At 62.3% G+C, this 25,485-nt stretch carries 21 protein-coding genes, 1 tRNA gene and 1 pseudogene; 7 read left to right on the top strand and 16 right to left on the bottom strand.

What is annotated here, in order from left to right; all coding sequences use genetic code 11:
- Positions 1-43: 43 nt before the first annotated feature.
- Both ABJ196_RS04705 and ABJ196_RS04700 read right to left on the bottom strand, forming a co-directional pair.
- Positions 44-247, bottom strand: coding sequence for a hypothetical protein (locus ABJ196_RS04705; protein ID WP_347305449.1), 204 nt, complete (start codon positions 245-247; stop codon positions 44-46).
- 162 nt (positions 248-409) lie between these two features.
- Positions 410-1,291, bottom strand: a complete 882-nt coding sequence (locus ABJ196_RS04700; protein WP_347305448.1) for a hypothetical protein — start codon at positions 1,289-1,291, stop codon at positions 410-412.
- Positions 1,292-1,526: 235 nt separating this feature from the next.
- Between ABJ196_RS04700 and ABJ196_RS04695 the strand changes: the two genes are divergently transcribed.
- Positions 1,527-2,438 carry a methylenetetrahydrofolate reductase gene (locus tag ABJ196_RS04695; RefSeq protein WP_347305447.1) on the top strand — a complete coding sequence of 304 codons (912 nt, stop codon included), beginning with the start codon at positions 1,527-1,529 and terminating at the stop codon, positions 2,436-2,438.
- Positions 2,435-4,741 (top strand): 5-methyltetrahydropteroyltriglutamate--homocysteine S-methyltransferase, encoded by a 2,307-nt coding sequence (metE, locus tag ABJ196_RS04690; protein ID WP_347305446.1) that lies wholly within the window; start codon positions 2,435-2,437, stop codon positions 4,739-4,741. The genes ABJ196_RS04695 and metE overlap by 4 nt, the downstream gene beginning before the upstream one ends.
- Before the next feature lie 480 nt (positions 4,742-5,221).
- Here the strand turns inward: metE and ABJ196_RS04685 are convergent, their stop codons facing one another.
- A complete protein-coding gene (locus tag ABJ196_RS04685; protein ID WP_347305445.1) occupies positions 5,222-5,863 on the bottom strand; it encodes an HAD family hydrolase in 642 nt (213 codons plus the stop codon).
- A gap of 80 nt (positions 5,864-5,943) precedes the next feature.
- Here ABJ196_RS04685 and ABJ196_RS04680 point away from each other — a divergent pair, with 80 nt between their 5' ends.
- Both ABJ196_RS04680 and ABJ196_RS04675 read left to right on the top strand, forming a co-directional pair.
- Positions 5,944-6,474 (top strand): peptidylprolyl isomerase, encoded by a 531-nt coding sequence (locus ABJ196_RS04680; RefSeq protein WP_257036521.1) that lies wholly within the window; start codon positions 5,944-5,946, stop codon positions 6,472-6,474.
- A 132-nt stretch (positions 6,475-6,606) separates the two neighbouring features.
- A complete protein-coding gene (locus ABJ196_RS04675) occupies positions 6,607-7,278 on the top strand; it encodes a rhomboid family intramembrane serine protease (protein ID WP_347305444.1) in 672 nt (223 codons plus the stop codon).
- A gap of 704 nt (positions 7,279-7,982) precedes the next feature.
- On the opposite strand, the gene crgA is transcribed toward ABJ196_RS04675, so the two are convergent.
- From crgA to ABJ196_RS04635, 8 genes are all read right to left on the bottom strand, one after another.
- Positions 7,983-8,252 (bottom strand): cell division protein CrgA, encoded by a 270-nt coding sequence (gene crgA / locus ABJ196_RS04670; protein ID WP_347305443.1) that lies wholly within the window; start codon positions 8,250-8,252, stop codon positions 7,983-7,985.
- Positions 8,253-8,329: 77 nt separating this feature from the next.
- A complete protein-coding gene (gene pknB / locus ABJ196_RS04665) occupies positions 8,330-10,273 on the bottom strand; it encodes a Stk1 family PASTA domain-containing Ser/Thr kinase (RefSeq protein WP_347305442.1) in 1,944 nt (647 codons plus the stop codon).
- A 48-nt stretch (positions 10,274-10,321) separates the two neighbouring features.
- On the bottom strand, positions 10,322-11,764 hold the full coding sequence (locus ABJ196_RS04660; protein WP_347305441.1) for a protein kinase: 1,443 nt from the start codon (positions 11,762-11,764) through the stop codon (positions 10,322-10,324).
- Between the two features lie 6 nt (positions 11,765-11,770).
- Positions 11,771-13,207 carry a penicillin-binding protein 2 gene (locus tag ABJ196_RS04655; RefSeq protein ID WP_347305440.1) on the bottom strand — a complete coding sequence of 479 codons (1,437 nt, stop codon included), beginning with the start codon at positions 13,205-13,207 and terminating at the stop codon, positions 11,771-11,773.
- On the bottom strand, positions 13,204-14,553 hold the full coding sequence (locus tag ABJ196_RS04650; RefSeq protein WP_347305439.1) for an FtsW/RodA/SpoVE family cell cycle protein: 1,350 nt from the start codon (positions 14,551-14,553) through the stop codon (positions 13,204-13,206). The genes ABJ196_RS04655 and ABJ196_RS04650 overlap by 4 nt, the downstream gene beginning before the upstream one ends.
- A complete protein-coding gene (locus tag ABJ196_RS04645; protein WP_347305438.1) occupies positions 14,554-16,005 on the bottom strand; it encodes a protein phosphatase 2C domain-containing protein in 1,452 nt (483 codons plus the stop codon).
- Complete coding sequence (locus tag ABJ196_RS04640) at positions 16,002-16,451, bottom strand: FHA domain-containing protein (RefSeq protein WP_347305437.1); 450 nt, start codon at positions 16,449-16,451, stop codon at positions 16,002-16,004. Before ABJ196_RS04640 ends, ABJ196_RS04645 begins: the two co-directional genes overlap by 4 nt.
- A gap of 32 nt (positions 16,452-16,483) precedes the next feature.
- On the bottom strand, positions 16,484-17,314 hold the full coding sequence (locus ABJ196_RS04635) for a DUF3662 and FHA domain-containing protein (protein ID WP_257036398.1): 831 nt from the start codon (positions 17,312-17,314) through the stop codon (positions 16,484-16,486).
- Positions 17,315-17,508: 194 nt separating this feature from the next.
- On the opposite strand from ABJ196_RS04635, the gene ABJ196_RS04630 reads away from it, so the two are divergent.
- A tRNA-Leu gene (locus ABJ196_RS04630) sits at positions 17,509-17,593 on the top strand.
- Positions 17,594-17,970: 377 nt separating this feature from the next.
- Here the strand turns inward: ABJ196_RS04630 and ABJ196_RS04625 are convergent.
- Positions 17,971-18,630, bottom strand: a complete 660-nt coding sequence (locus ABJ196_RS04625) for a CPBP family glutamic-type intramembrane protease (RefSeq protein ID WP_347305436.1) — start codon at positions 18,628-18,630, stop codon at positions 17,971-17,973.
- Between the two features lie 123 nt (positions 18,631-18,753).
- Here ABJ196_RS04625 and ABJ196_RS04620 point away from each other — a divergent pair, with 123 nt between their 5' ends.
- Positions 18,754-20,220 carry a tryptophan-rich sensory protein gene (locus ABJ196_RS04620; protein ID WP_347305435.1) on the top strand — a complete coding sequence of 489 codons (1,467 nt, stop codon included), beginning with the start codon at positions 18,754-18,756 and terminating at the stop codon, positions 20,218-20,220.
- 85 nt (positions 20,221-20,305) lie between these two features.
- Here ABJ196_RS04620 and ABJ196_RS04615 read toward each other — a convergent pair.
- The 3 genes and pseudogenes from ABJ196_RS04615 to ABJ196_RS04605 form a co-directional block, all read right to left on the bottom strand.
- Positions 20,306-21,016 (bottom strand): annotated as a pseudogene (locus ABJ196_RS04615) (IS6-like element IS1628 family transposase).
- 203 nt (positions 21,017-21,219) lie between these two features.
- Positions 21,220-22,149: an S-4TM family putative pore-forming effector gene (locus ABJ196_RS04610; protein WP_347305434.1), complete on the bottom strand. Its 930-nt coding sequence runs from the start codon at positions 22,147-22,149 to the stop codon at positions 21,220-21,222.
- A gap of 9 nt (positions 22,150-22,158) precedes the next feature.
- Positions 22,159-22,983, bottom strand: coding sequence for a nucleotidyltransferase (locus ABJ196_RS04605; protein ID WP_347305433.1), 825 nt, complete (start codon positions 22,981-22,983; stop codon positions 22,159-22,161).
- 460 nt (positions 22,984-23,443) lie between these two features.
- Between ABJ196_RS04605 and ABJ196_RS04600 the strand changes: the two genes are divergently transcribed.
- Complete coding sequence (locus ABJ196_RS04600) at positions 23,444-24,622, top strand: zinc-dependent alcohol dehydrogenase (protein ID WP_347305432.1); 1,179 nt, start codon at positions 23,444-23,446, stop codon at positions 24,620-24,622.
- Between the two features lie 214 nt (positions 24,623-24,836).
- Here the strand turns inward: ABJ196_RS04600 and ABJ196_RS04595 are convergent.
- Positions 24,837-25,485, bottom strand: a 649-nt coding sequence (locus ABJ196_RS04595) for an IS3 family transposase (RefSeq protein ID WP_347305431.1), incomplete at its 5' end; no start/stop codon positions are given.

Raw genomic sequence — 25,485 nt, 5'->3', positions numbered from 1 at the left:
CCCCGTACTCACGAGTACTCCCTAGGAGTACTCATTACGGATGCTAGGACAGGAAGTAGCTCGCGACGTCCGCGCCGTTGAATTCGCGCTGCGTGCCGTGGGTATCGACGGAACGGAACAGGGAACCGGAGTCGATGGCGTCGCGGAGGAGATCAACGCGGGCGACAGGGTCATCGACCACTGCGCCCGCGTCAAAGTAAAAGACGTCGCCGTTTTTCAGAGTGACGGTCAGAGCTTCGATAGCCATGCGCGGTACCTCCAGTGTTGCCAAGAACCAGATGAGACGATCACATCTCAGATTGGGGTCTATGCAACCACTGGGGTGCGATAACTCGCAATTCACAGTGATCAAGGCAACCCGCGCAGGGCCCCGAATGCACGCATTTTGCGCCCATCCGGGGGTAAGGGACTACTTATTGTCCTCGTCGAGACGGTGCTTGGCGTCGTCGAAGTTCTCGTCCACGCCCTTGCGCTCGGCCTCAGCCTCGATGCGGTCAGCCGTGGTAGTGGAGCCGTCCTGGCGCAGCTTGGCAATCTGCTCGTCGATGTCGCCCAGCAGCTTCTCATCGCGCTCGACAACGCCTTCCTCGGCGAGATCGCTGTGCACGGCAGCCTTGTCAGCTGGGGTATCGGCGAGATCATCGGCTGCCGAGGTGGACGTGTAGACCAGCGTGGAGCCCTGGACCTTGTCTGCACCGAATTCCTCGACGCGCGGCGGCTCGGTGGCCGGAGTGTCGTTCTTGCGCAGCCAGTAGTACACGCCGCCAGCGATAGCGGAGATCACGGCCAGCACGGCCGCGATGGGCCAGAACTTCGAGCCCTTCTCCTTCTTCGCGGCGCGGGCCTGGGCCTTCTTCAGGGCCTTGGCGCGGGCCTTGTCGATCTTCTTTGAGACCTGCTTGTTCTTCTTAAACAGCTGCTTCTGGGTGCGCTTGGATTCCTTGCGGGCTTGCTTGGTTGCGGCCTTGGCCTCCTTGCGCGCCTCCTTGACCTGGGCGCGGCCAGCCTTCTTGGCTTCTGCAACGCGGTCGCCCAATTCCTCGGCGACCTCTTCGCGGCGGTCTGCGAGCTCCGCCAACGTGCGCTCCAGGCGAGCATGCGCCGCCTTGGTGACGTTGCCCGCCTCCTTGCGGGCGCGCGGGAAATTATCGTCCAGGGAGCTCGACGCGGTCTCCGCGGCGGTGGCGAGCGCGTCATAGGCCTCGCGCTGCTTGTCCTCGCGGTACTCGGCGAACTTGGCCCATGCGGACTGTGCAGCCTTGAGGGCCGGTCCGATGTAGGTCGGGTTCATGGTGGTCTCCTTCTTTGCTTGATTCGCTACCTCACCCAGCGTACTTATCTTCCGGACTCTGGGTGGGGGCGTTCTGGACCGAACTACAGACCGATTTTTATTCGTGCATTTTTCACCTAATGAACAAGCGTGTCCCCTATTCATTGGTGATATTAAAAATCTAAGGGTTCCGCCAAAAGTGAACAGCTTGGTACGTTTTGCATCAACACACCCCGTCTACCAGGAAGGATGATCTATGGTTCCGCGCTTCTCGGCCTCCGCGCCGCTAGACCTTTTGGAGCAGCGACCCATGCGCACCGCCCAGCGCGTCGCATTGTCCTTCGAAGTCATCCCGCCCCGTCACGACGCGGATGACACCAAGGTTGCCGGGCTCATCGACACGCTCGCCCGCTTCGATCCGGACTACGTGGCGGTGACGAGCTCCCGCCGCTCCGGCTGGCTTGAGGGCACCGCCGCCTTTATCGAGCGCATCAGCCACGCCACGGATATGCGCCCGCTCGCGCACCTGGCCTGCACGGCCGGCCCCACGCACGAGCTCGAGGGCTGGATCGACCGGCTCGTCGACTCCGGGGTCCGCGGCCTCCTCGCCCTACGCGGGGATTTGCCGGAGGGGGACACTGCGCTCCCGCCTGACTATCTCCCGCATGCCGATTCCCTCGTCCGCCTCATTCGCCAGCGTGAGACCGAGCAATTCGCACGCTTTGCAGCCGGCAGGCTCGCCGTGGGCGTCGCATGCTACCCGGGCGGCCACGCGGAATCCGCCAGCCCCGACGAGGACCTCGATGTCCTGCTCGCCAAGCAACGCCTGGGCGCGGACTTCGCCATCACACAGCTCTTCTTCGACGCGGAGGACTTCCTGCGCTTCCAGCAGCGCGCCCGGCTCGCCGGGGTCCACATTCCGCTTATCCCGGGCATCATGCCCATGACCAGCCTGGCCCGGGTCCACCGAATGTCTGAGCTTTCCGGTGTGCCCGTACCAGACCGCCTCGAGCGGCGCCTGCGCGGGGACCCCAGCGCGGGCCTCGAACTCACGGTCCAGCTCGCCGGCGAACTCCTCCGCGGCGGTGCCCCGGGCCTGCACATGTACACCCACAACGACGCTGAACTCACCACCACTATCTTGTCAGAGATTGGAATCCACCCATGAGCACTCCTCACTCCACCCCGTTTACTGCACCTTTCCCCTCCGCCACCATCCAGGGCTACCCGCGCATCGGCGCCCAGCGCGAGCTCAAGTTCGCGCTCGAGGCCCTGTGGTCTGGCCGCGCCAGCGAAGAGGACTTCCTGGCCGCGAGCCGTGCGCTCCGTATAGATACGTATGCGCGCCTTCGCGACGCCGGCCTGAACGAGGACTACGCCATCCCCGCTGACGGCGCCGTCTACGACCACGTGCTCGAGACCGCGCTCACCGTCGGCGTCCTTGGCACCCACAAAGAGGTTTCCCTCGCCGAGGAATTCACCCTCGCGCGCGGCAATGATGCCCAGCCCGCGCTCGAGATGACCAAGTGGTTCGACACGAACTACCACTACCTCGTCCCGGAGATCGCCGACGGCGCCGCCTTTATCCCGCGTCCCGAACGCACGCTTCGTCTCGTCGAGGAGGCCCGCGCCGCCGGTCACACCATCCGTCCTGCCCTCGTCGGCCCCGTCACGCTGCTCGCCCTGTCCAAGCAGGCGGACGGCGCCACGTCTCAGCCGCTTGAGCATCTCGATGCCCTCGTTGAGTCCTACCGCACAGTCCTCGCCGCCCTCGCCGACGCCGGCGTCGAGTGGGTTGAGCTTACCGAACCCGCCGTTGTCGCGGACCTCGCCGTCGCCGACGACGCGACCCTCGCGCAGCACATCGCTGCAGCCTACGCCCAGATCCTCGGCGCTGAGCAGCGCCCGCAGGTTCTCGTCTCCACTCCCTACGGCGCCGCCCGCGCCGGGCTCGCCGCGCTTGCCGATGCCGCCCCCGAGGCGCTCCATGTCGACCTCGCGGTCGGCACGCTCGCGCAGGAGCCGGACTACGTGCACCGTGTGGCCTCGCTCCGCGATATCCACCTCGTCGCCGGCCTCATCGACGGCCGCAACGTGTGGGCCGCGGATCTGCGCACGCTGCGGAACACGCTCGAACAGCTCGGGGACGCGGTCTCCGTGTCCACTTCCACGAGCCTGCTCCACGTTCCGCACACGGTGGCGGCGGAAGCACACCTGCCCGTCGACGTCGCGCCGTGGCTTTCCTTCGCGGACGAGAAGGTCGCCGAGGTCGTGGCGCTGGCTGCCGGACCCCTCGATGCCCCGGAGGCCTACGCCCAGGCGGACCGCGCCGTGCGCACCCGCGCCGCCTCGGAGCGCACGCATGATGCCGCCGTCGCTGCTCGCACCGCGGCCCTGCCGGCAGGCGAGGTGCAGCGCCAGCCCCTCTATGCCGAGCGTGCTGAGACGCAGAAGTCCCTGGACATCCCGCTGCTGCCGACCACCACCATTGGTTCCTTCCCGCAGACGCAGGAGATCCGCCAGACGCGTGCGGCCCACAAGGCGGGGGAGATCACGGACGCCGAGTACGAGGAGGCGCTCAAGGACGAAGTCCGCGCGGTCGTCGAACTGCAGGAGCGTCTGGGCCTCGACGTCCTCGTCCACGGCGAACCGGAGCGCAACGACATGGTGCAGTACTTCGCGGAGCTGCTCGACGGCTTCGTGGTCACCGACAACGGCTGGGTCCAGTCCTACGGCTCCCGCTGCACGCGTCCGCCGCTGGTCGTGGGCGATATCTCCCGCCCGCGCGCGATGACCGTCGAGTGGTCTGCCTTTGCGCAATCGCTGTCCACGAAGCCGGTCAAGGGCATGCTCACCGGCCCGGTCACCATCCTCGCGTGGTCGTTCAACCGTGACGACGTGCCGCTGTCCGTCTCCGCGGATCAGCTGGGCATCGCGCTCGCGGACGAGGTTCACGACCTGGAGCAGGCAGGCATCGACATCATTCAGATCGACGAGCCCGCCCTGCGCGAGCTGCTACCGCTGCGCGAGGAACGCCGTCCGGAGTACCTCGCCTGGGCGGTGCGCTCCTTCCGCCTCGCCGCGCTCGACGCCAAGCCGACGACGCAGATTCACACGCACCTCTGCTACTCCGAGTTTGGCCAGATCATCGAGGCCGTCGCCGCGCTCGATGCGGACGTCACCTCCATCGAGGCCGCGCGCTCCCGCATGGAGCTTCTCGCCGACGTGGACGAGCGTTTCTACTCCGCGCTCGGCCCGGGCATCTATGACATCCACTCGCCGCGCGTGCCGTCCGTCGCCGAGATGGCCGAGCTCATCCGAGCGGCACTGCGCCACTTCCCGCTTGAGCGCCTGTGGGTGAACCCGGACTGCGGCCTCAAGACCCGCGGCTATGCCGAGACCGAAGCAGCACTGCGCAACATGGTGCTCGCTCGCGACGAGGTTCGTGCGACAGTGTCCGTCACCGTTTAGCGTCCCGCCTTTGTACCCCATCGCATCTCACTCCTCGTGCGGTGGGGTTTCTTCATTGAGGAACAGGGAGCGTTTGGAGGTTGAGCTGGGATGACGTCGAGCTATCTGCGTCGGGCAAGACGGAAACCGCTTTGTAGCGCGTGCAGACGACTATTCGGCTTGATGATGCCGCGCCGAGGGAGTTCCTCACCGCCGATCCGACGTTGAGCAGTATCTCGGCTCAACACAGCATCCTTATTGACGAATGGCAGCGCATGCCCGAGTCGTGGGACTTTGTCCGTAGGAGCGTGGATGATGCGTTCGCGCTGGATTCGAACCGAGCGTGAGCATGGCACAGCTTTTCGAGGGCAACAGTGATATCTCAGGGGCGATGCCATGGCGGACGCGGTGGTCATTACGACGGGCGCTAGGGCCTACCGCCGTCCCGACGGTATTGCCGTTGTGCCGCTCGCGCTGCTGGGGATGTAGAAAACCGAGTGCTTAGAAAGTGAGCTCGTCGAGGGAGGCGAGATCACCGTGACCGGCGCGGTCGAACCACAGCGCATCGAGGCCCGCAGCTCGGGCGCCTTCGACGTCATTGGCGAGCGAGTCGCCGACCATGAGGGTCTCGGCGGGGGAGGATTCCATAATCGAACACGCGGCGAGGTAGGCCTCGCGGTGCGGTTTGGGCGTGCCGAGCTCGACGGTGGGGATGAGCACGACGAAGTCGAGGTCTAGCCCGGTCGCGGCGAGCTTGTCCTGCTGCATGTCGCGCGCCCCATTGGTGAGCACGCCCACCTTGAAACCGGCGGCATGGGCCCGCTCGAGAACCGGTAGGGCATCCGGGAACGCCCGCCAGTTGCGGGCATAGGCCGCAAGGTAACCGTCGTAGGCGGCGAGCGCTTCGGCCTCGGTCATCTCGGGGCGGTCGAGAAAGTCGCGGCATCGGCCAGCTCGCTGACCGGGGTGGCTCACCTCGCCGCGTTCGTAGGCGGCGAACCACTTCTTCTCCAGCTCGCGGAAGCGCGCGTGCTGGCCGGTGGGCAACCCGAGCGAGACGCACCATTCGTCGACGCCGTCACGCAATGCCACCTGATGGTCGAGAAGAGTGTCGTCCAGATCAAAGAGAATGGCCTTATACATGGTGCATATCCTACGGTGCGCAGCCGTGATCGCTCTCGGCATTACTTTCGATCCGCCCTCATGTCGGGAAATTCTTTATGATGGTGAACATGACTCAGAAGACCGCAACTGCAACCATGCACACGAATCACGGTGACATCGTCATCGACTTGTATGGCAACCACGCCCCTGTCACCGTTGAGAACTTCATCGGCCTGGCACAGGGCACCAAGGACTACTCCACCCAGAATGCCAAGGGCGAGCAGTCTGGCCCGTTCTACGACGGTGCCATCTTCCACCGCATCATCGACGGTTTCATGATCCAGGGCGGCGACCCGACCGGCACCGGTACCGGCGGCCCGGGCTACCAGTTCCAGGATGAGTTCCACCCGGAGCTTCAATTCGACCGTCCGTTCCTCTTCGCCATGGCCAACGCTGGCCCGGGCACCAACGGCTCCCAGTTCTTCATCACCGTGGCGCCGACGCCGCACCTCAACAACCACCACACCATCTTCGGTGAGGTCACCGATGAGGCCTCCAAGAAGGTCGTCGCTGAGATCGCCGGCGTTCGCACCGGCTACGCTGACCGCCCGGTTGATGATGTCGTTATCGAGTCCATCGACATCGCTTAAGTGAGTTAACGCTTCACGAGCGTGCAAGCCCGCGCCTGCCACTACTGGCAGCGCGGGCTTTGATGGTTTTAGCCGACCAGAAGCCACGCGAAGAAGCCCGAAGAAGACCCAGAAGAAAATAAGGACATCTCCATGACCATCAAGGAATGGACCCGGACGTACGCCAAGGTTGCGCCCGCGTCGACGGTGCTCGTGCTCGTGTGCACGGCAGCATGGTTTATCTCAGCCATCCAGGCGCGTTCGATTTCGGGTGCCTACTACGACTCGGAGTTGGCAACAGAGTGGACGCTGTGGGGGCCTGCGGTGCTTGCGGGCGGCGCCGAGTGGTTGCGTCCCGTGACGTCGATGTTTATGCACTTGGATCTGGGCCACCTCGCGGTCAATATGATCTTCCTCGTTCTCATTGGCAGGGAAGTGGAGCGATGGCTGGGCAGCGCGCTCTATACAGCGGCCTATTTTTGCGCGGGATTGGGCGGCAGTCTGGCCATCTTGTGGAATGCCTTCGACCAGCCGACAGTGGGAGCGTCCGGTGCACTCTACGGACTCATGGCGCTCATGGTGGGGGTCTACCGGGCGAAGGGACTCGACCTGCGGGCGCCACTCTTCCTTATCGCTGCCAACGTTCTCTATACCGCTATGACACCGGGCGTCTCGCTGTGGGGGCACGTGGGCGGGCTCGTGACGGGGCTGGTGTTGTTGCCGTTCCTCCGGGCGCGCCGGGTGTGGGTGCGCTGGTTCGGTGTTTTTATTGTGGGAATCCTTGTGATTGCGGGGATTGGACTGCGAGCAGCAGTTTGGGGATAACCTCCGCGTGTTATCCACGCGGACAAATGTGCGAAATCTTTCCACATCAGTTATCCACATTGTGGATAACTACATTTTTGTAATTTACCGAACATCCGAACGGAGTTTTCCCTGATCGCGCAGGGTGCAGGGTTGGGTGTGGGCAAAATACCACAGTGTGAAAAGGGGGATTGGGGAATTCCACAGGGTGTGGAGAAACCTGTTGAATTCTACTATCCACACCTTTATCCCCAGCCTGTGGATAACTTTTCCTGCACTGTGTGGACAGTGTGAAAATGCCCCCGTCCCACAAAAACACATTCTTGTAATTTGACTGTTGCACGCACCGGGTGCGGGATCGCGAAACCCCCTCTGCGAGGTGAAGATGCAGAGGAGGATTCGCTTGTCATTGATTGTCGAAGAACATCCGGGCCCACACCCGGGTGCACTCCCGAAGGGTCACGGCTTGTCATGACCATGACTCCGCCTCCACCCCGGCAGGCAAGGAGATTGCAGCCTTATGACCAGCCACACCCAGGCCCGTGCCGGCCCCGATCCCTGCTAACAGATCACCGACGATTTGAAAGAACTCATACACCACCTACGCGGACTTGACCGGTAGTAACACCATGAGCCACGGGGACGGTGAGGAGAGAGGGGGCATCGGAAAGCGCAAAAAGGCGCCCTGGGAAACCCAGGGCGCCGTGAGAAGGGCGGGGAGGCGGTTAGCGCCAGCCCATCGTCATGAGGAGGCCGATGATGGCGAGGCCGAAGCCGATGCCATAGTTCCAGGGGCCAAGCTCGGCCATGAACGAGATATCCTCGCCGGCGAGGTAGTTGACGATGATCCAGGCAAGGCCGAGGAGCATGAGGCCCAGCATGAGGACGATGTACCACTTTGGGGTGCCCTCGTTATTGATTTTGACCGGGGTGCGGTTGGCAGAGGTGCTCGTGACCTGAGGGGTCGAGCTCTTCGAAACCTTAGACTTCGGCATGGTGTACCTTCACTTTGATGTGCGGTGGGAGTTACTTCCTTGAATACGACTACTGTACCAGCAGCTTTAGCTCACGCTTAGCGGCCACCATTCGTAATCGAGTTGATGGTGTTGTTCAAGTCGCTGAGGAACTTCCATTCGCGGATTTGGATATCGGCGTCCTTACGGATGGTTTGGCCAGACTGGGCGGAGGACCATGCGATGCGGCCACCATCCGTGGGCACCGGCGTGTTGACGACCTCACCCTTGGTGAACGAACCGGTCCAGCCCAGCTGCTTGAGGGCCGACTTGGCATCGGACTCCGTCATACGGACGAGATCGGGCACCGTAATGAGCATGCCGTTGGAGACCTGGAGGGTGATGGTGTCGCCCGCCTTGGCGTTCGACGTATCCGGCATGGAGAGCACCGTGCCTTCTGGCTTGGTGGAGTCGACCATCTGGATCTGAACCTTGAGATCCTGGCCCTCGAGGGTGGACTTGGCGTCATCGACGTTGAGGCCCTTCATATCCGGAACGGAGACATCCTCCGGGCCGGTAGACACGGTGATGCGGACCTTGGAGCCCTTGGACAGCTGGGAGCCACCCGCGGGGTTCTGCGAGATGATCTGGCCCGAGGGGATGTCTTTATTGGATTCCTCGGTGACGGTGTCATCGAGCTCTAGGCCGGCGTCCGTGAGGGCCTGGGTGGCCTCATCGACGTTCATGCCCGTGATATCCGGAACGTCCGTGATCTCCTTGCCGGAGGACACGGTGAGGATGACCGTGGAGTTCTTCTGCAGCTCCGAGCCCGCCGCAGGGTTGATGCGGATGGCGCGGTCGCGCGCGACGTCGTCATTCGGCTCTTGGTTTACCTGGACGAGCAGGCCCATCTCCTCGAGTTCCTTGACGACCTCGGCGCGGGGACGGTTCTCGACCTCGGGGATGATGACCATGTTTGCCTGGCGCGCGGCCTCGGCGCGGCGGTCAGCTTCCTGCTGCTTGAGGTCCCTGGAGTTCTGGTAGAAGTCCCAGCCGAAGTAGCCCACGGTGCCGATGAGCGCGGCGGCGAGCAGGGCAGCCAGCCACTTGAGGCCGGAGCCAGACTTCTCAGTGCCCGTGGGGCGCGTCGAAGCGACCGGCGCGTGCGCGATCGTCGTCGGTGCGTCGTCTTCTGCGGAAACGTGCGTGCGCGCGGCTTGGGTGACGGCGCCGCGGGAGAGGCGCTCGAGATCGCCGGCCATCTCCCATGCGGACTGGTAACGGTCTGCCGGGTGCTTGGCCATGGCGGTGAGCACGACGGCGTCGATATTGACGCGCTGGGTGGGGGAGAGTTCCTTGATGTACTCGGACGGTGGAACCGGATCCTCCTGGACGTGCTGGTAGGCGACGGCGAAGGGGGTCTCACCCTCAAAGGGCGTGCGGCCGGTGACGGACTCGTAGAGCACGCAGCCGAGCGCGTAGACATCGGAGCGGGCGTCTGCCGTCTTGCCGCGGGCCTGCTCCGGCGAGAGGTATTGCGCGGTGCCGATGACAGCGGAGGTCTGCGTCATGGCGGACGTCGAGTCATCGAGGGCACGAGCGATGCCGAAGTCCATGACCTTCACCTGGCCGGTGTTGGTGAGCATGATATTCGCCGGCTTGACGTCGCGGTGGATAATGCCGGCCTCGTGGGAGGCCTGGAGCGCGTCCGCGACCGGCTTGAGGATTTCCGCAGCCTCTTCCGGGGTCATGGGGCCGTCTTCGGTGATGATGTCGCGCAGCGTGCGGCCGTTGACGCGTTCCATCACGATGTACGGGATGGCAACACTGGAGGACATGTCCTCGCCGGTGTCGAAGACCTGCACGATATTGGGATGATTGAGCTTGCCGGAGTTCTGGGCCTCACGGCGGAAGCGCTCACGGAAGTTGACGTCCCGTGCCATTTCGGGGCGCAGCATCTTTACCGCTACGCTGCGGCCGAGGCTCGTGTCCTCGGCGGCGTACACCTCCGACATGCCGCCGGAGCCGATGACCTCGCCGAGCGAATAACGGTCATTGAGCATTACTTCTGCATACCTTCCTGACAAGTTCCTTAACGGTGACTTGCCATATTAAAGAGTCGCGCTGGGGTTTGTTGCGAAATGCGTCGGGTTAACGCTTAAAGAGTCTAATGGGTTGACCTCAGTTTCCACGGTATTGGGAGCCTCCGTGGTTGTGGGAGCTTGCGTGGTGAACTCGGGTTGTTTCTCCTGCGTCGTCTTATCCACGGGAGCGGGCGGCGTCTGATCTTCCTCCGCAGGCGGCTCAGCCGGAGCCTTCGTCTCCGTCACGGTGAGCTGCTCGGTGGGTGCCTCGTGCGTGCGGTGTGTGGGCGTGCGTTGGGACTTGGTCGGTGCTGCCGGAGCCGTGGAGTCACCAGGTTGCTCGTCTTCTGTCGACGACACGGTTTCCGTGACGACGATGGGATCTGCGGAGGTTGGCTCTGTTGATTCGCCGTCGTCACCGCCGGTGAGTGCCGTCGCTGCCCAGATGCCGCCGCCGAGGAGGGCAGCGGCGCCGAGGATCCAGGGGAGGATGGGCTTTTTTTCTGAGACCGCGACTGCGGCCGGTTGCGTCGTGGTGGGCTGCGCCGCATTGGCGAGCATCTCCGTCGACGCGGTGGGTGAGGGCGGCTCGGCGATCTCGGGAACCGGAGCGCCGGCCGGCTCGGGTGGACGCTTGCCAAAACGAACTTGGGAGATGGCGAGCGCGAACTCGTTGCCATCCGCGTAGCGGCGCGCGGCGTCCTTGCGCAGCGCGATGCCGATGAGCTCGCGGGCCTGCGCGGAAATTGTGGTGGGCAGCGGCTCAGCGACCTTGGAAATGTGGGCGAGCGCGACGGACACCGACGAGTCGCCCGAGAAGGGCCGCTTGCCGGAGAGCATCTCGTAGCCGACGACGCCGAGCGAGTAGACGTCCGAGGCCGGGGACACTGCGTGGCCTTGGGCCTGCTCCGGGGAGACGTACTGCGCGGTGCCCACGACCATGCCGGTGCGGGTGAGCGGGACAGCGGCCGCGGCCTTTGCGATGCCGAAGTCGGTGACCTTCACCTGGCCGTTTTGTGTGATGAGCAGGTTGCCTGGCTTGATGTCGCGGTGGACCATGCCCATGCGATGGATCACGGAGAGACCGTGCGCGGCTTGTTCCATGACGTCGAGGGCGAGTGCCTCGGGCAGCGCGCCTTCGCGGGCGAGGAGGTCCGCGAGGGACTCGCCGCGGACGTATTCGAGCGCCATGAAGCAGAACATTGCGCCGTTCGTGTCCTTGAGCTCCCGGTAGTCGTAGGTGGCGACGACGTTGTCCGAGTCGATCTGCTGGGCGGACTGTGCCTCGTTGCGGAAGCGGCCGAGAAATTCTCTGTTGTCCGAAAATTCCGGGCGCAGCACCTTGATGGCGACCTCGCGCTGGTGGACGTTGTCATCCGCGAGCCATACGGTGGACATACCGCCGTGGCCGATGACCCACTGGAGGGTGTAATCGGAGCCGATGAGCTCTTGCAAGCGTTCCTGTTCCATGGGCGACTAGCCCTCCGTTCCGGTGTAAGCGCGCAGGATTGCGCGGCCGATGGGGGACGAGACTTGGCCGCCGGTGGCGCCCTCGCCGAGGTGGCCGCCGTCTTTGACGACGACGGCGACGGCGATGTCCTTCTCCGGGTCGTAGGCGACGTACCAGACGTGCGGGGGAAGTCCATCGCCGTGCTCGGCCGTGCCCGTCTTCGAGGCAAAACCGTTGCCGTCATAGCCGTAGGTGGCCTGCTCAGAGCCGAACATGAGGTCCTGGATGGTCGCGGCGGTCTCCTCGGAAATGGCGGTGGCGGCGACCTTGGGCTTGGTGACGGTGACGTCTTCCATCTGGGCGTTGGTCACCTTGTTGACGAGGTACGGCGTCATGCGCACACCCTTGTTGGCGATGGTGGAGGCCATGCTCGCCGCCTGGAGCGCGGACATGGTGACGTCGCGCTGGCCGATGGCGGACTGCGCGGTGGCGGAGGCATCCGCGAGATCGCCCAGCGTGCCGGATGACATGTCGACACCTAAGTCAAAGTCCTGGCCCACGCCGAAAGCGTCTGCGTACTTGCGCAGTTCGTCCGCGCCGATGGACTCGCTCATTTCCACAAACGCGGTATTGCACGACAGGGAGAAGGCGGTGCGCAGCGTGACCTGCGCGGAGCCGCCGCACATCTGGTTGCCGTAGTTGGTCAGCGTCGTCACGCCGTCCGGCAGCGTGATGGAGTTCTGGCCCGTGAGCGTCGAGTCCGGCGTGAAGCCGTTGTTGAGTCCCGCGGCCGAGGTGATGATTTTGAAGATCGAGCCGGGCGGCAAGGTCTCCTGCGTCGCGTGGTTGATGAGCGGGTTGCCAGGCTGCTCCTGGAGCTGCGCCCACGTGTCCGCGCCGGTGTCCTCGTTGGTGACGTCCGCGGCGGAATAGCTCGGGGAGGACGCCAGCGCGAGGATCTTGCCCGTCGAGGGCTGCAGCGCGACGGCCGCACCGTTGTAGCCGGCGTTCGTGAGCTGGTCGTATGCGAATTGCTGGAGCTGCGGGTCGATGGTGACTTCGACGTTGGCGCCGAGCGGCTGCTTGCCGGAGAGCTGGTCGAGCCAGTTCTGGCCCATGAGTGAGTCGTCCGTGCCGTTTAAGACGTTGTTATACGAGGACTCGAGTCCCGAGGCGCCGAATTGCGAGGACAGGTAGCCCGTGACGGGCGAGTAGGCTGCCGATGCCGCCGGGTAGCTGCGGGTATAAATTCCCTCCGCGTCCGCAGTGGACTGGGCGAGCACGGTGCCGCCGGAGTAGATCTGCCCGCGCGGGGTGGTCTGCATTTCGTAGAAGCCACGCAGGTTTTTGGGGTTATCCGCATACTTCTCATCGGAGAAAGCCTGGACGACGGTGAGCCGCACGAGCAGCACGGCAGTAAGAACGATTGCGAAGACGGCAGCGAGTCGGATCGACTTGTTCATCGGTGTGCCTCCTGGACGGCCGGGAACATGGACGTATCGCTGGACTGCGCTGCGGCGTGCTCGACCGCGGGCCTGCGCGCAGAGTTGGAAATGCGCAGCAGGATGCCCAGCAAGATGTAGTTAGCCATGAGAGACGAGCCGCCCGCGGACATGAACGGGGTCGTGAGACCCGTCATGGGCAGGAGTGCGGAGATGCCGCCGGTGACGACGAAGACCTGGATGGCGAGGGTGAGCGCGAGACCCGCCGCGACGAGCTTGCCGTACGTGTCGCGCACGCGCAGCGCCGTGTGGAAGCCGCGGGAGCACAGTATGCCGAAGAGGATGAGGACTGCGCCCAAGCCAATGAGGCCGAACTCCTCGCCGATGCCGGCGAGGATGAAGTCCGAGTGCGCCACGGGGACGATCTCCGGGTGGCCTTGGCCCAGACCCGTGCCGGTGATGCCGCCGGAGGACATGCCAAATAGCGCCTGCGAGAGCTGGTATCCGCCGGAATCATAATTGCCCAAAGGATCCAAGAAGTTGGAGAAACGGTTCTGGATCTTGTCCGAGATTTGGTAGATGCCGTAGGCACCGATGGCGACCAGGAAGAGGCCGATGGCCAGCCACGAGACGCGGCCGGTGGCCATGTAAAGCATGCCCAGCACCGTCGAGAAGAGGAGCAAGGCCGGACCAAAGTCGTTGGAGATGCCCATAATCGCAATCGCGATGGCCCACACCACGAGGATGGGAGCGAGATCGCGCAGGCGCGGGAGCGAGACGCCGAGGAACTTATAGCCCGCCACGGTAAACAGGGAGCGCTTCTGGGTGAGCAGCATGGCGAAGAACAAGATGAGCAGGATCTTCGACAGCTCGCCCGGCTGCAAGGAGAAGGGCCCCAGCCACAGCCAGATGCGGGCTTCGGCATCCGGCGGCTGTGGCCACACGAGCGGCAGGGCGAGAAGGATAAGACCGAGCGCACCCAAGATGTAGGAGTAGCGCGTGAGTGATTTGTGGTCGCGGAGGAGCACGAGGACGAGGACAAAGAGCACGATGCCCGCGATGGTCCACATGATTTGGCGCGACGCGAGTCCCCAGCCATTGGCGAGGTCGAGGCGTGCAAGCATGATAAGTCCCATGCCGTTGAGCACGGCGACGATGGGCAGCATGATTTGGTCCGCCCACGGCGCGAGGAAGCTGAGCGCTATGTGTGCGACGGCGAAGACGCCCACGAAGCCGCCAATGAGATAGAACAGTTCCGTGGTGAGTGAATTGCCTTGAGAGAGTTCGAGAGCGACGAGAATAAAGGAGAATACGACCGTGGCGAGGAGCAGCAGCCCCAGCTCGGTCCCGCGAAAACGGGCCTTCATTTACTTCACCTCCCGGCAGTTAACTCCCGGTTCAGATTGGATTGTGGATGTGGGCGACGGAGCCGCCGATGACGACGGCTGAGCAGACGAAGCAGCGGACGGCGCAGCAGACGTGGTAGCCGACGGGGTGGCCGAGGCCGAGCGCTTGGGGGCATCGGCAGGCTTTGTCGACGCCTCGCACACCGGCAGGGTCTTCTCCGCCAGGCGCACGAGCTGTCCCTGTACCTCGTCATAGGAGCCGGCGCCGAGGTTGGCCGCCGCGCTGCGCTCCGAGGCCGGAAGGGCCTCGAGCGTGAACGGGGAAAAATCGCCCGTGCAGTCTGCCGTCCTGAGCCCCAGCTCACCCTTCTCGTTGAGGCAGGCGTGCTGGTAGGTGGAGTGCAGCGCGCGGCCGAAGAGCTCGAAGTCCGTGCCCTGCTGGACGGTGATCTCTCCGTCCGTGGCGACGTAGTAGCGGTCCGTCATGGCGTTCTTCGCCCACAGGCCGGCGGCTACGACGGCGATGAGGACGACGAGGATGGACGAGACCACGATCCAGCCGAGTTTGCCCCGTGGGGCAGGCTCCGAATCCTCGGAGCCCCCCTCACCGTCCTTATCGCCGACATGCGCCATGGTCTGTGCGGTGGTCGACGGGACGGCGCGGTTAAGCTTCGCCGCCCGCGAGGCCGCGGAATCCGGATGCGTGGGCTCCGGCAGCTCGCCGGCGATAGCGCCCACGAGGTGCGGGGACGAAGCTTCGCTGGAGCCCTCCACGACCTCGGCGATAACGACCGTCACGTTGTCCGGGCCGCCGGAACGCAGCGCGAGCTCGACGAGCATCTGTGCGGCATCCTCCACGCTGCCCTGCTTGAGGGCGGACTCGATGGTGGTCGCCGTGACGGGATCCGACAGGCCGTCGGAGCACAGGAGAAGGCGGTCGCCGACTTTGGCGTCGAGCATAAACAGCGTGGGCTCGACGTCGTGGCCGGTATACGCCTTCAAAATCAGGGACTTTTGCGGGTGCGACGAGACGTCCGCCGGGTCGAGCTTGCCCTGGTCCACGAGCGACTGGACGAAGGTGTCGTCCTTCGTAATCTGCTCGATCTTGCCGTCACGCAGACGGTAGCCACGGGAGTCACCCACGTGGATGACGCCGAACTCGGAGCCGTTGAACATGAGCGCGCTGAGCGTCGTACCCATGCCCTCGGTCTCTGGGTGCTCGTCGACGTGGCGCTTGATGTCCACGTTCGCATCGCGGGCGCTTGCGGCCAGGATCGACAGCATGTCGTTGTCGCCCGGGTCCTTATCAACCCGCTCGAGGCGCGTGATCATGAGCTGCGAGGCGACCTCGCCGGCGGCGTGGCCGCCCATGCCGTCCGCGAGTGCGAGCAGCCACGTGCCGCCGTATGCGGAATCCTCGTTATTGCCGCGGACGAGGCCGCGGTCGGAAAGGGCCGTTACTTTGAGTTTCATGGCATCAGCCTTACTGTGGTTCGACCCATCTTGATATCCGTGCCCACGCCCACGCGTTCGGGCTGGTCAATGCGCACGCCATTGACGAACGTGCCATTGCGGGACTCCAAATCTTCCACGAACCAGTCGGAGCCGCGGCGGAAAAGCCGCGAATGCCGCGCGGACGAGTAATCATCGCCCGTCACGAAGTCGCACTCGTTGGCGCGGCCCAGTACCAGGTCTTCAAGGGTGCCCAGCGCCATGTGGGAGCCCTGGAGTGGGCCCTCCACGATGGAGATCTGGTGTGCCGCCTCCTTGCGGTGCGGCGTGCGCGCCGGGCTTGCCGATGCCGTCACGGCCGCCGCCTTGTTTGCGTCAAGGCGCATAGCATTGAGGGCTACCAGGATAAAAATCCATAGCAGCGCCAGGATTGCGATGCGCAGTCCGAGCAATACAACGGAGGACACGTGGTGCCGCCTTCCTGGAAGTTGAAGAAAATCTAGTTATCGAGACCCGTGATACGAACCTCGATGTGCGAATGCCCCATAGTAATCACATCGCCGTCAGCGAGGAGCCAGTTTTCAATGGGGGTGTCGTTGACGGTCGTGCCGTTTGTCGACTGCAGATCGACGAGCACCGCGTCCTGGCCGTTCCACGTGATTTCCGCGTGCTGGCGGGAGACACCGGTATCGGGCAGGCGCAGGTCCGCGTCCGTGGAGCGGCCGATAATATTCGAGCCCTCGTGCACTTGGTACGTGCGCGAGGATCCGTCCTGCAGCAGCAGGTTGACGCTCGGGCCGCTGCCGGGATTGTCCGGCATGCGCGCGGCACGGAATGCCGTGGTCGCAGCCTCGGGATTGTTGTACTGATCAGTCATCTCGTCCTCCTGAGAGTCGCCCTCCTGCGTGGTGGGCTCGTGGAAAATGGCGTCGTAGCCGGTTTCCTCGCCCGGCTCGTGGTCGATAAAAGAAGACACGCGCAGCTGTCCCGTGCGCAGTCCCGACTCCTCCGCGATGCGGACGATGACGGGTCCGGCGAGCGCCCAGCCTTTGTTGCGCATGAAGCGCCCCAGCTGGTCCGCTAAGAGCTCGGGGAGATCGGAATCCTTGGACAGGTTCTCAATATCCTTGGAGCTCACCGCGACGGTGACCACGTTGGGCCCGTAGAGCAACCCGTCGTCGCCGCGCGTGAGATTGTCCTGGGCTTCCTGCTTGAGGAGCTCCTCGATCTCTGCGGGGACGACGCGGCCGCCAAAGACGAACGCCATGCCGTTGTCGAGTCCGCGTTGCATGGCGGAGTCGAGCTTTGCGAGCCTGCCCATGATTCCCATTGGCGCGGACCTCCTTTACCACTGTGACTTGTAATGGATTATCAAATAACGTGCCTAAGTATAGGGGCAATGGGCAGATCCAACGAAGAACCGTGCGGACACGCTGGGGATTTTTTGGTCTGTGCCTGCGGATTTGTTAAAAACGCTGACCCCCGTGCTATCTTTATTAAGTCGCCAAGACATATCAAAACCCTGCCCGGGTGGCGGAATTGGCAGACGCGCTGGCTTCAGGTGCCAGTGTCCTTATAGGACGTGCGGGTTCAAGTCCCGCCCCGGGCACAGTGAGCAGTTGAACAAACTGCACCACCGGAAGTAACAAACTCGAAAGGGTATGTTACCTCCGGTTTCTTTCGTTTTTCAATCTTTGAGGTGTGAAGATTGCACGCGTGGGGATTTAGGGTGCACATCCCGCTGTCATGAGTTCGATGGGATAGTAGATGTTGCGGAAGCCTTGGCATCGGCGAGGGTTGTGCTCCGTACGTTGTTTCAAAAACGGGTTTCATCAAACGGAACAAAACCTGGGGCACTTCACTACAGCTCCGATCTCGATCGTGATGGTGACGGCGTAGCTTATGAAAACTAACTAAACGGTAACTGTGAAGGAGAAGGCATTTGCGCGGCGTCGCCAAGCATGTGCCCTTTCTTGTTGTGCCTGCCTAGTTGATAAACAGTGGTAGCAGAAACGCCATGCCTATGCTCCAGACGAGGTGGAGCGTGGTGGCGGAAATGAGGCTGCCGGCGCGGCGGGCTTCGAGTGCGGCGATGCCGCCGATGAGTACGGATGCCACGAGCAGTAGGGGAATGCCCATGGCGGCGGTTACGGCGATGTAGAGGCCTATTTGCGCAATCAGTGATGTGAAGGGTTGGCGCGTGGGTGACCAGATGCGGGCAAGCTCGTGACGGGCGACGTCGCGGAAGAAGAGTTCCTCGCCGATGCCGTTGATAATGAGCGTGCCAAGGGTGATGGGGACGGCGCCGTGGCGCATGTTATCGAGCAGATCGTCTACTGGCGCCACCAAGAAAGGGATAAGGCGGACCATGAGTGCGCCAGCGACGAACAAGGCGATAAGCCCGATGCCAATGGCCGCGCCGCGGGCGAGCTCCTTGGGTGCGTGGCCGCGGAAGCATGCGCGGTCGCCCCATAAGCACCATGCGCCCAGCCAGATGGCGGCGGTGAAGAAGGTAGCGACGTAGAAACCCGCCGAACCAGCCGGCGCCTGGGAGGAAATGAACAGTCCGATGGCACCCAAGATTGCAGGTAGAACTACCCGCCAGAGAATCGGCAGGCGGGTGGCGGTGGCATCGACGTGTGGCATGAAGGCCTTTCACAGTGGGGAAATCAATGAGGGGCTCGACGCAAGAGGTCATGATTTAGTGTAATCGCGTACTGTCGAAAGTATTGACAACATCGCACTCGCTGGAGGCTAGGAGGAAACGCTATGACCAACGATACCGCTGCGCAGACGCGGCTTGCACTGGTGACGGGGGCGACGGGGTACGTCGGCAGTAACCTCGTCACGGAATTGCTGGACAGCGGCTGGCGGGTGCGCACGCTTTCCCGCAGCCGTGGCAAGGCGCTGTCGATGCCCTGGGCTGACAAGATCGTGGCTGAGGGTAAGCAGGCCGGCGCGGGCGAGGTTGAGGTCTACGAAGGCGATGCAACCGATAGGCAGGATCTGGGAGCCGCGCTTGCCGACGCCACGGCAGCCTGGTACCTCATCCACTCAATGGGGGAGGGCGATGACTTCCGTAAGGAAGAGCGCGAAATGGCACAGCGCTTTGCCGCGGTGGCGGAGGAGCAGGAAATTGGCCGCATCGTGTTCTTGGGTGGGCTGCATCCTTCGGATGAAGAGCTCTCGGAACACTTGGGCTCCCGTGTGGAGGTAGGCGAGATCTTCTTGGACTCGAAGGTCCCGACGGCCGCGCTGCAGGCCGGCGTGGTGCTGGGCCAGGGTTCGATTTCTTTTCAGATGCTGCGTCATCTCTCGGAGCGTCTGCCGGGCGCTATTGGTCCGGATTGGATTCGCCATGAGATTACGCCGATTTCGGTGCGCGATGTGGTCTTCTACCTGGCTAGCGCGGCGGAGCTACCAGCTGATGTGAATCGCACTTTCGATATTGGCGGCCCGGACACTCTGGAATACGCCACCATGATGAAGGAGTACGCGAAGGTGGAAGGTCTGTTGCCGCGCTTGGTGTTCTCCGCGCCGGTGACCACCCCGGAGTTGGCTGCTCGGTGGATTGCTTTGGTGACGCCGATTAAGACGGGCCTGGCGGAGCCGCTCATCGGTAGTCTGCTGCACAACACTGTGGTCAAGGAGCGCGACCTGGAAGAGATGGTCGGTACTCCGGAAGGTGGCAACCAGAGCTTCGCTGAGGCAGTAGCGGAAGCGAATAAGGGAGTCGATACGCGGCGTTGGATGAAGACTCTGGGGGTAGTCGGCGGCGCGGTGACCGCGTGCGGCGTTATCGGCTCGGTGTTGGGCAAGCCGGATAGCCGCCACTACCGCAGCCTCAAACTCCCGAACTGGCAGCCGCCGGCCATCGCGTTCCCAATTGTCTGGACTGCACTTTATGCCGACATTGCGGTCATCAACTCGCTCGTTCTTGCCGACCACATCGAAGAAGACACCGCCAACTCCAAAGCTGCAGCACGCAAGCATGCCGCCGCTCTCGGTGTGAACCTCGCATTAAACGCCGGCTGGAGCGGCGTCTTTTTCCGCTCGAAGCGTAAGAGGCTGGCCGCCGCTTGGGCCGGCGCCCTGGCCGCAAGCTCCGCGGACCTCGTGCGCCGCGCCTGGAAGTCCGCACCCGAGCGCGGTGCGCTGCTAGCACCCTATGCGGCATGGACGGGCTTTGCCACCGTGCTCAGTGCGGAGATTGCGCGGCTTAATCGCAAGCGTTAGTTAATAGAGGGTGCTGTTGCAACTTGGGGCGGGAGCCAAGAAAGCTCCGTTTTTATTGTGTGATCAACGCTATGTGCCTGTGTTGTCAGGCCGTCTCGAATACCCGGCTAACAATCACTGCATCCGGATTCGGGTGACCATAGGCAAACATCGTGCCTGCCCCTTCCGCAATGAGTGCATCGCTTCCATCCCTTTCAACGTCCGGTAGGCAGACGTTCGGTTTTTGAATGCTCCTTTCGGCCCCAGGATCCGCTTTAACCGGCCATGATCGCCTTCAATGACGTTGTTGAGGTATTTCACCCGACGATGCTCGACCGTCGATGGACAGACGCCTTCCGCCTTCAGCTCAGAGATTGCCCTGGCGAGTGAGGGGGGCCTTGTCGGTGCTGATCACCCGCGGATAGCCTGCCGATTTATTCGACCGCAGCGTCTTCGCCAGGAAACGCTTCGCTGCCGCGACGTTGCGTTTTGGTGAGAGGTAGAAGTCCAGGGTCTGGCCACCGGCGGTGATTGCCCGATAGAGGTAGCACCACTTTCCCCCGACCCGGATATAGGTCTCATCCACCCGCCAGGACCTGGCCTGCCAGTCAGGAACTTGCCGATACCACCGGGTCTTCTTATCCAGCTCAGGAGCATATTTCTGGACCCAGCGGTAGATCGTGGTGTGATCGACCGGCACTCCCCGCTCGGTCATCATCTCTTCGAGGTCGCGATAGCTCACGCCGTAGCGGCAGTACCACCGCACCGCCCACAGGATGATTTCACGAGGGAACTGCCGACCGGAGAAGATGCCCATGGACCTGATTATTCCACGCCGGTCTTCCTACTGCCCCAACTTTGCATCAGCACCTCCTCGGTCTACCTCTGTATACCCATGGCGTTCCTGAACAAATGGAACAGTTCACGGAGTACTTTGACAACCTAAGTGAGAAATAAACATACTGTCCGCACCGCCACAAGCGGTGCGGACAGTAATGGTCATCAGGGGCACCCTCGTTGTCATTCGCTCTCCTGGCGAGCCCGCTTACTCAACTGCGCGGCAGCAGTTGACATCGCCGCCTCGCTCTTCTGACGCTGGAGCTTGTAAATGAAATCGGGGACTGCAGGCGTATCACGACGAAGTTCAAACAGCGCTTCCTGCCAGATACGCAAGTTCTCGCCTGTGATCCCCTCGTCCTTATTTTCGATCTTGCTTTCAATTTCTCGGTAAAGCGCCTTACGGTCGCTGGTCGAGCGCATGATGCCGACAATGTAATCGGTCACGTCGAGGAAGGCGGGAAGTAGCGGCAGGACTACCCCAAGCAGAAATATCGCGAGTGTCAGGCCAGCGACGATACAGATTGTGACGAGCACCACTACCCAAAGCGCAGCAACCGCCGCCCAGATGACCCCCGTGATCTTCAGGAGGCGGTAGCTGTAGGCAGCGTTCGAGCGCTGCGCGATCGCCACCGCCACTACACCCGGATCATCTTCGGCGACCTCATACCAGTCCAGCAGTTTCTCCCGTTTAGCAACGGCGACAAGCTCACTGTCAGACCCAACTACGAGAGAAATATCCTCGAGCGAAGGCAACTTTGGACGACGAGTGCCCGTGGGCATTTCGTAGACGTAGAGGTCGAACCGCTCCTGAACAGCAGCCGCTTGCTCTGTGTTCTCCGTCTGAAGGTGCACCAACAGGGTGCGTCCGAGGAAGAGCCAGGCCCCCGCGATGCTTCCCATCACCACACTGCTCTGGGGCCAGATCACCGCAACCATGGGGGCGGCGAGGCCGATAATGAGCATCCCGAACCAGCGAAGCGCGACCCACCGCTTTGCACGTGAGTACAGGCGCTTCTGGGCGATCAGAAGACGTAAGGCATCAAGTTTGTTCTGACGCCTCAGGAGGGTTGCTCCAGTTGCGGGTGGAGTGTAATTACCGGTAGCTGTCATGGTCGGCTGTTAACTGTTGAAGAGCAACTTCAACTGCTCTATTGCCTGGGCATGCTTTCCGTCGGACTCAAACTCACGGGCCTTATAAGCGCGGACAACGGCTGTGCCAAGTTTGGAGAGTGCCTCTGTTCGGTTTGCCTCTGACGAGCAGGCCCCGAACCGTGAACCTAGTCCGGTCGGATCGTTCATCGCCGCCAGGTTCGCGTCGTAAATCTTGTCGAGTGCAAGATGTAGATCCCAGAACGGCAAGTATGCTGATTCGTCCTCAAGATGTTGGGCAGCCCGCATCTCGAGGTAGCAGGAGGAGATCGGGACGTTGCGAAGATACTTCCAGATTTTCAGCTGACGAGCGAGTGTCTTTGCACCACCGTTATGTTTTCTATTGACGGTGTTGACGTATTCGTTGTGCTCTTCTGGATGGCTCTTCATCCAACCACCGGCGGGGTTCGCGATCCAATAACCACTACCGCTGAAGTACCCGGGCACAACCTCAACCACTCCATCGGAGAATTTGCAGACGACAGCAGGTTGGCGGACAACGATGCTAGTCCCCCGAAAACGCTGCTGAAGCTTCTCTTTGACTTTAGTCAGGGTTGTCCATGGTGATGTTGGCTTGTCGCCCCTGAGGGACACAAGATAGTCGGCGTCACTGTACTGCCAGATGCCCGTGCCGTGCCGCAAGGAGCCGATCTCAAACATCCGGTAGATGCCGATGGTGTCATTCAAGCGTGCCTCGATCGAGGAACGGTGGCTCTTAGCCGCATTGAACTGTGTGGAGGTAGGCGTGTAGAGACGCGTGAGGTTGTTCAACCAAGATCGGGCGGTCTCGCTCATTGCTGAAGTCTCCAAACAATCTTGTTACTGGATACGTGCTCGTCATATCCACCACGCTCCCAAAAACCACTCGTGTGGAGTCCTCGATGCTCGAGACGTGGAACGAAAATTCAATGATACCGCTCCATCCTACTAATAATGATACCGCTCCATCCTACTAATCCGGATCGGTTCTTTTGAGAGCTCACATTTTGGTCAAACCAATGCAGGTGCCACCTCCTTTGCTTCGTATGCCAGACAACGGGAAATTAACAGAAATTTCTATTTGCGACAGGGTCATCTCAGGCCATAATCCACGTCAGCCTAACCATCCTTCGCACTCCTAATGAGGGGTCTGTGACTCGCAGCTTCATATGGCGGGAGAAAGACAGCTCAGAGTCTATTTAGGGTATAGTCGGTCACAACCAACCGAACAGTGGCGACGTTTCACCCGACGTGGCCGCCCTGGCAAGCAGAACACATGAAAGCGTTGACCTGGCAGGCGTCAAACACGGTGAGCGTGGAGGAGGTTCCGGACCCACAGATCCAGGAGCCCACCGATGCGGTCATCCGGGTCACCTCAACTGCCATCTGCGGATCTGACCTGCACCTCTATGAGGTGCTGACCCCGTTCATGGACAAGGGCGACGTCATCGGCCATGAGCCCATGGGCATCGTCGAGGAGGTCGGCTCGGCCGTCACTCACATCAAGCCCGGGGACCGGGTGGTCATCCCCTTCAACATTTCCTGCGGCCACTGTTTCATGTGCCGCCAGGGCCTGCAGTCGCAGTGTGAAACCACCCAAGTCCGCGAATACGGCACCGGCGCCCAGTTCCTCGGTTACTCGCGGCTTTACGGCTCGGTACCCGGCGGGCAGGCGGAGTTCCTGCGCGTGCCGCACGCGGACTACGGGGCGATCAAGGTTCCCAACGTCGGCGAAGACGAGCGCTACCTGTTTCTTTCCGACGTCGTGCCCACTGCCTGGCAGGCTGTGGACTACGCGGCAGTCCCCGACGGCGGCTCTCTGGCGGTGCTGGGTCTGGGCCCTATCGGCCAGATGAGCGCCCGGATCGGCAAGCACCTGGGATACCGGGTGATCGCGACGGATGCAGTGCCCGAGCGCCGCGCCATGGCCGAGCGTTATGGCATTGAAACGCTGGATTCCTCCGAGGACGGCGTGGCGGAACAGCTCAAGGACCTGACTGATGGGCGTGGCCCGAACTCCGTGGTGGACGCCGTTGGTATGGAGGCGCACGGTTCGCCGGTGGCCGGTGCGGCCCAGGCGGCCGTCGGCAAACTGCCGTCGCCGCTGGGCCGCAAAGCAATGGAGAGGGCCGGGGTGGACCGGATGAGTGCGTTGTACACCGCTATCGACTCCGTTCGCCGTGGCGGGACGATCTCAATCAGCGGCGTATACGGCGGCATGAAGGACCCGATGCCGATGATGACGATGTTCGACAAGCAGATCCAGCTGCGGATGGGCCAGTGCAACGTGCGCTCCTGGACCGAGACGCTGTTACCGCTGGTGGACGACCCGTCTGATCCGCTGGGCGTGCTCGACCTCAAGACGCACACCGCGCCGTTGGAGGAGGCGCCGGCGATGTACGAGAAGTTCCAAAAGAAGCAGGACGGCTGCATCAAGGTGGTGCTCAAACCGTAAATCCTGGACATGTCGGACCTTAGCCTTCACGCGAGGCTTGGGTCCGCCATCACTTGAAGACGGCCACAATGCATGTTTTATGCTGCCACTCGTAAAGCAGAGTAGTCCTTTGGCAGCATGGAGCCGCTTGTCGATGTCAGAGACGATCGCACGAACATATAGTGAGCAGGGTGTTGGGGCCTGGCCCCCGGAAAGTGGACACGTCGGGGGTTAGCTATGCTGCTTTGGTCAGTGTAGCTGAAGTCTCGGCTTCAAAGACATCAGGGGCTACAAGATTGCACCACGAGTGTCGCCGGCGTGTGTTGTATCGCATGCACCATCGAAAGACTTCCTGCCGGCAGGCGATCGGATTGTCAAAGACCTTCCTATCACGCAAGACTTCCCGCTTGAGCGTGGCGTTAAATGATTCTGCTAGGGCGTTATCCGCACTCGTTCCTACCGCTCCCATGGATTGGCGCACACCCAACGACGAGCAATAGCCCCTAAAGGCTAGTGAGGTGTAAACACTGCCGTGATCGGAATGGAATACAGCCCCGTCAAGACTGCCACGCACACCGTGCGCGTGGGCTAGTGCATCGACGACCAGCGAGACGCGCATGTGGTCTGCGAGCGCATAACCTGCAAGTTTCCGCGAGTAAGTGTCAATAACTGTGGCCAAATACATGTTCTTGCCACCCTTACAGGGCAGGTATGTAATGTCGCCTACATAGACGCGGTTCGGCTCGTTAGCTGTGAATTTACGGCCTACTAAGTCCGGCATGACACGGTGGCCAGGCTTGCGCCTGTAGGGACCTGACCCCCAGATGGTGGACACCTTGAAACCAGCATCTCGCTGGGGAAGTGAGGTACCTTTCCACCATGCC

It is taken from the genome of Corynebacterium sp. SA-MJD20WY100, assembly GCF_039822565.1.
Lineage (GTDB): Bacteria > Actinomycetota > Actinomycetes > Mycobacteriales > Mycobacteriaceae > Corynebacterium > Corynebacterium phoceense_A.
The sequence above is the reverse complement of the archived record's forward strand: the minus strand, read 5'-3'. Positions and strand labels throughout refer to the sequence as shown.

Coding starts and splice junctions, on each gene's coding strand:
- ABJ196_RS04655 (WP_347305440.1), bottom strand. CDS start 13,207: ATGAACAAGTCGATCCGACTCGCTGCCGTCTTCGCAATCGTTCTTACT.
- pknB (WP_347305442.1), bottom strand. CDS start 10,273: ATGCTCAATGACCGTTATTCGCTCGGCGAGGTCATCGGCTCCGGCGGC.
- crgA (WP_347305443.1), bottom strand. CDS start 8,252: ATGCCGAAGTCTAAGGTTTCGAAGAGCTCGACCCCTCAGGTCACGAGC.
- ABJ196_RS04610 (WP_347305434.1), bottom strand. CDS start 22,149: ATGACAGCTACCGGTAATTACACTCCACCCGCAACTGGAGCAACCCTC.
- ABJ196_RS04700 (WP_347305448.1), bottom strand. CDS start 1,291: ATGAACCCGACCTACATCGGACCGGCCCTCAAGGCTGCACAGTCCGCA.
- ABJ196_RS04650 (WP_347305439.1), bottom strand. CDS start 14,553: ATGAAGGCCCGTTTTCGCGGGACCGAGCTGGGGCTGCTGCTCCTCGCC.
- metE (WP_347305446.1), top strand. CDS start 2,435: ATGAGCACTCCTCACTCCACCCCGTTTACTGCACCTTTCCCCTCCGCC.
- ABJ196_RS04620 (WP_347305435.1), top strand. CDS start 18,754: ATGACCAACGATACCGCTGCGCAGACGCGGCTTGCACTGGTGACGGGG.
- ABJ196_RS04600 (WP_347305432.1), top strand. CDS start 23,444: ATGAAAGCGTTGACCTGGCAGGCGTCAAACACGGTGAGCGTGGAGGAG.
- ABJ196_RS04680 (WP_257036521.1), top strand. CDS start 5,944: ATGGTGAACATGACTCAGAAGACCGCAACTGCAACCATGCACACGAAT.
- ABJ196_RS04605 (WP_347305433.1), bottom strand. CDS start 22,983: ATGAGCGAGACCGCCCGATCTTGGTTGAACAACCTCACGCGTCTCTAC.
- ABJ196_RS04660 (WP_347305441.1), bottom strand. CDS start 11,764: ATGGAACAGGAACGCTTGCAAGAGCTCATCGGCTCCGATTACACCCTC.
- ABJ196_RS04635 (WP_257036398.1), bottom strand. CDS start 17,314: ATGGGAATCATGGGCAGGCTCGCAAAGCTCGACTCCGCCATGCAACGC.
- ABJ196_RS04685 (WP_347305445.1), bottom strand. CDS start 5,863: ATGTATAAGGCCATTCTCTTTGATCTGGACGACACTCTTCTCGACCAT.
- ABJ196_RS04695 (WP_347305447.1), top strand. CDS start 1,527: ATGGTTCCGCGCTTCTCGGCCTCCGCGCCGCTAGACCTTTTGGAGCAG.
- ABJ196_RS04705 (WP_347305449.1), bottom strand. CDS start 247: ATGGCTATCGAAGCTCTGACCGTCACTCTGAAAAACGGCGACGTCTTT.
- ABJ196_RS04675 (WP_347305444.1), top strand. CDS start 6,607: ATGACCATCAAGGAATGGACCCGGACGTACGCCAAGGTTGCGCCCGCG.
- ABJ196_RS04625 (WP_347305436.1), bottom strand. CDS start 18,630: ATGCCACACGTCGATGCCACCGCCACCCGCCTGCCGATTCTCTGGCGG.
- ABJ196_RS04645 (WP_347305438.1), bottom strand. CDS start 16,005: ATGAAACTCAAAGTAACGGCCCTTTCCGACCGCGGCCTCGTCCGCGGC.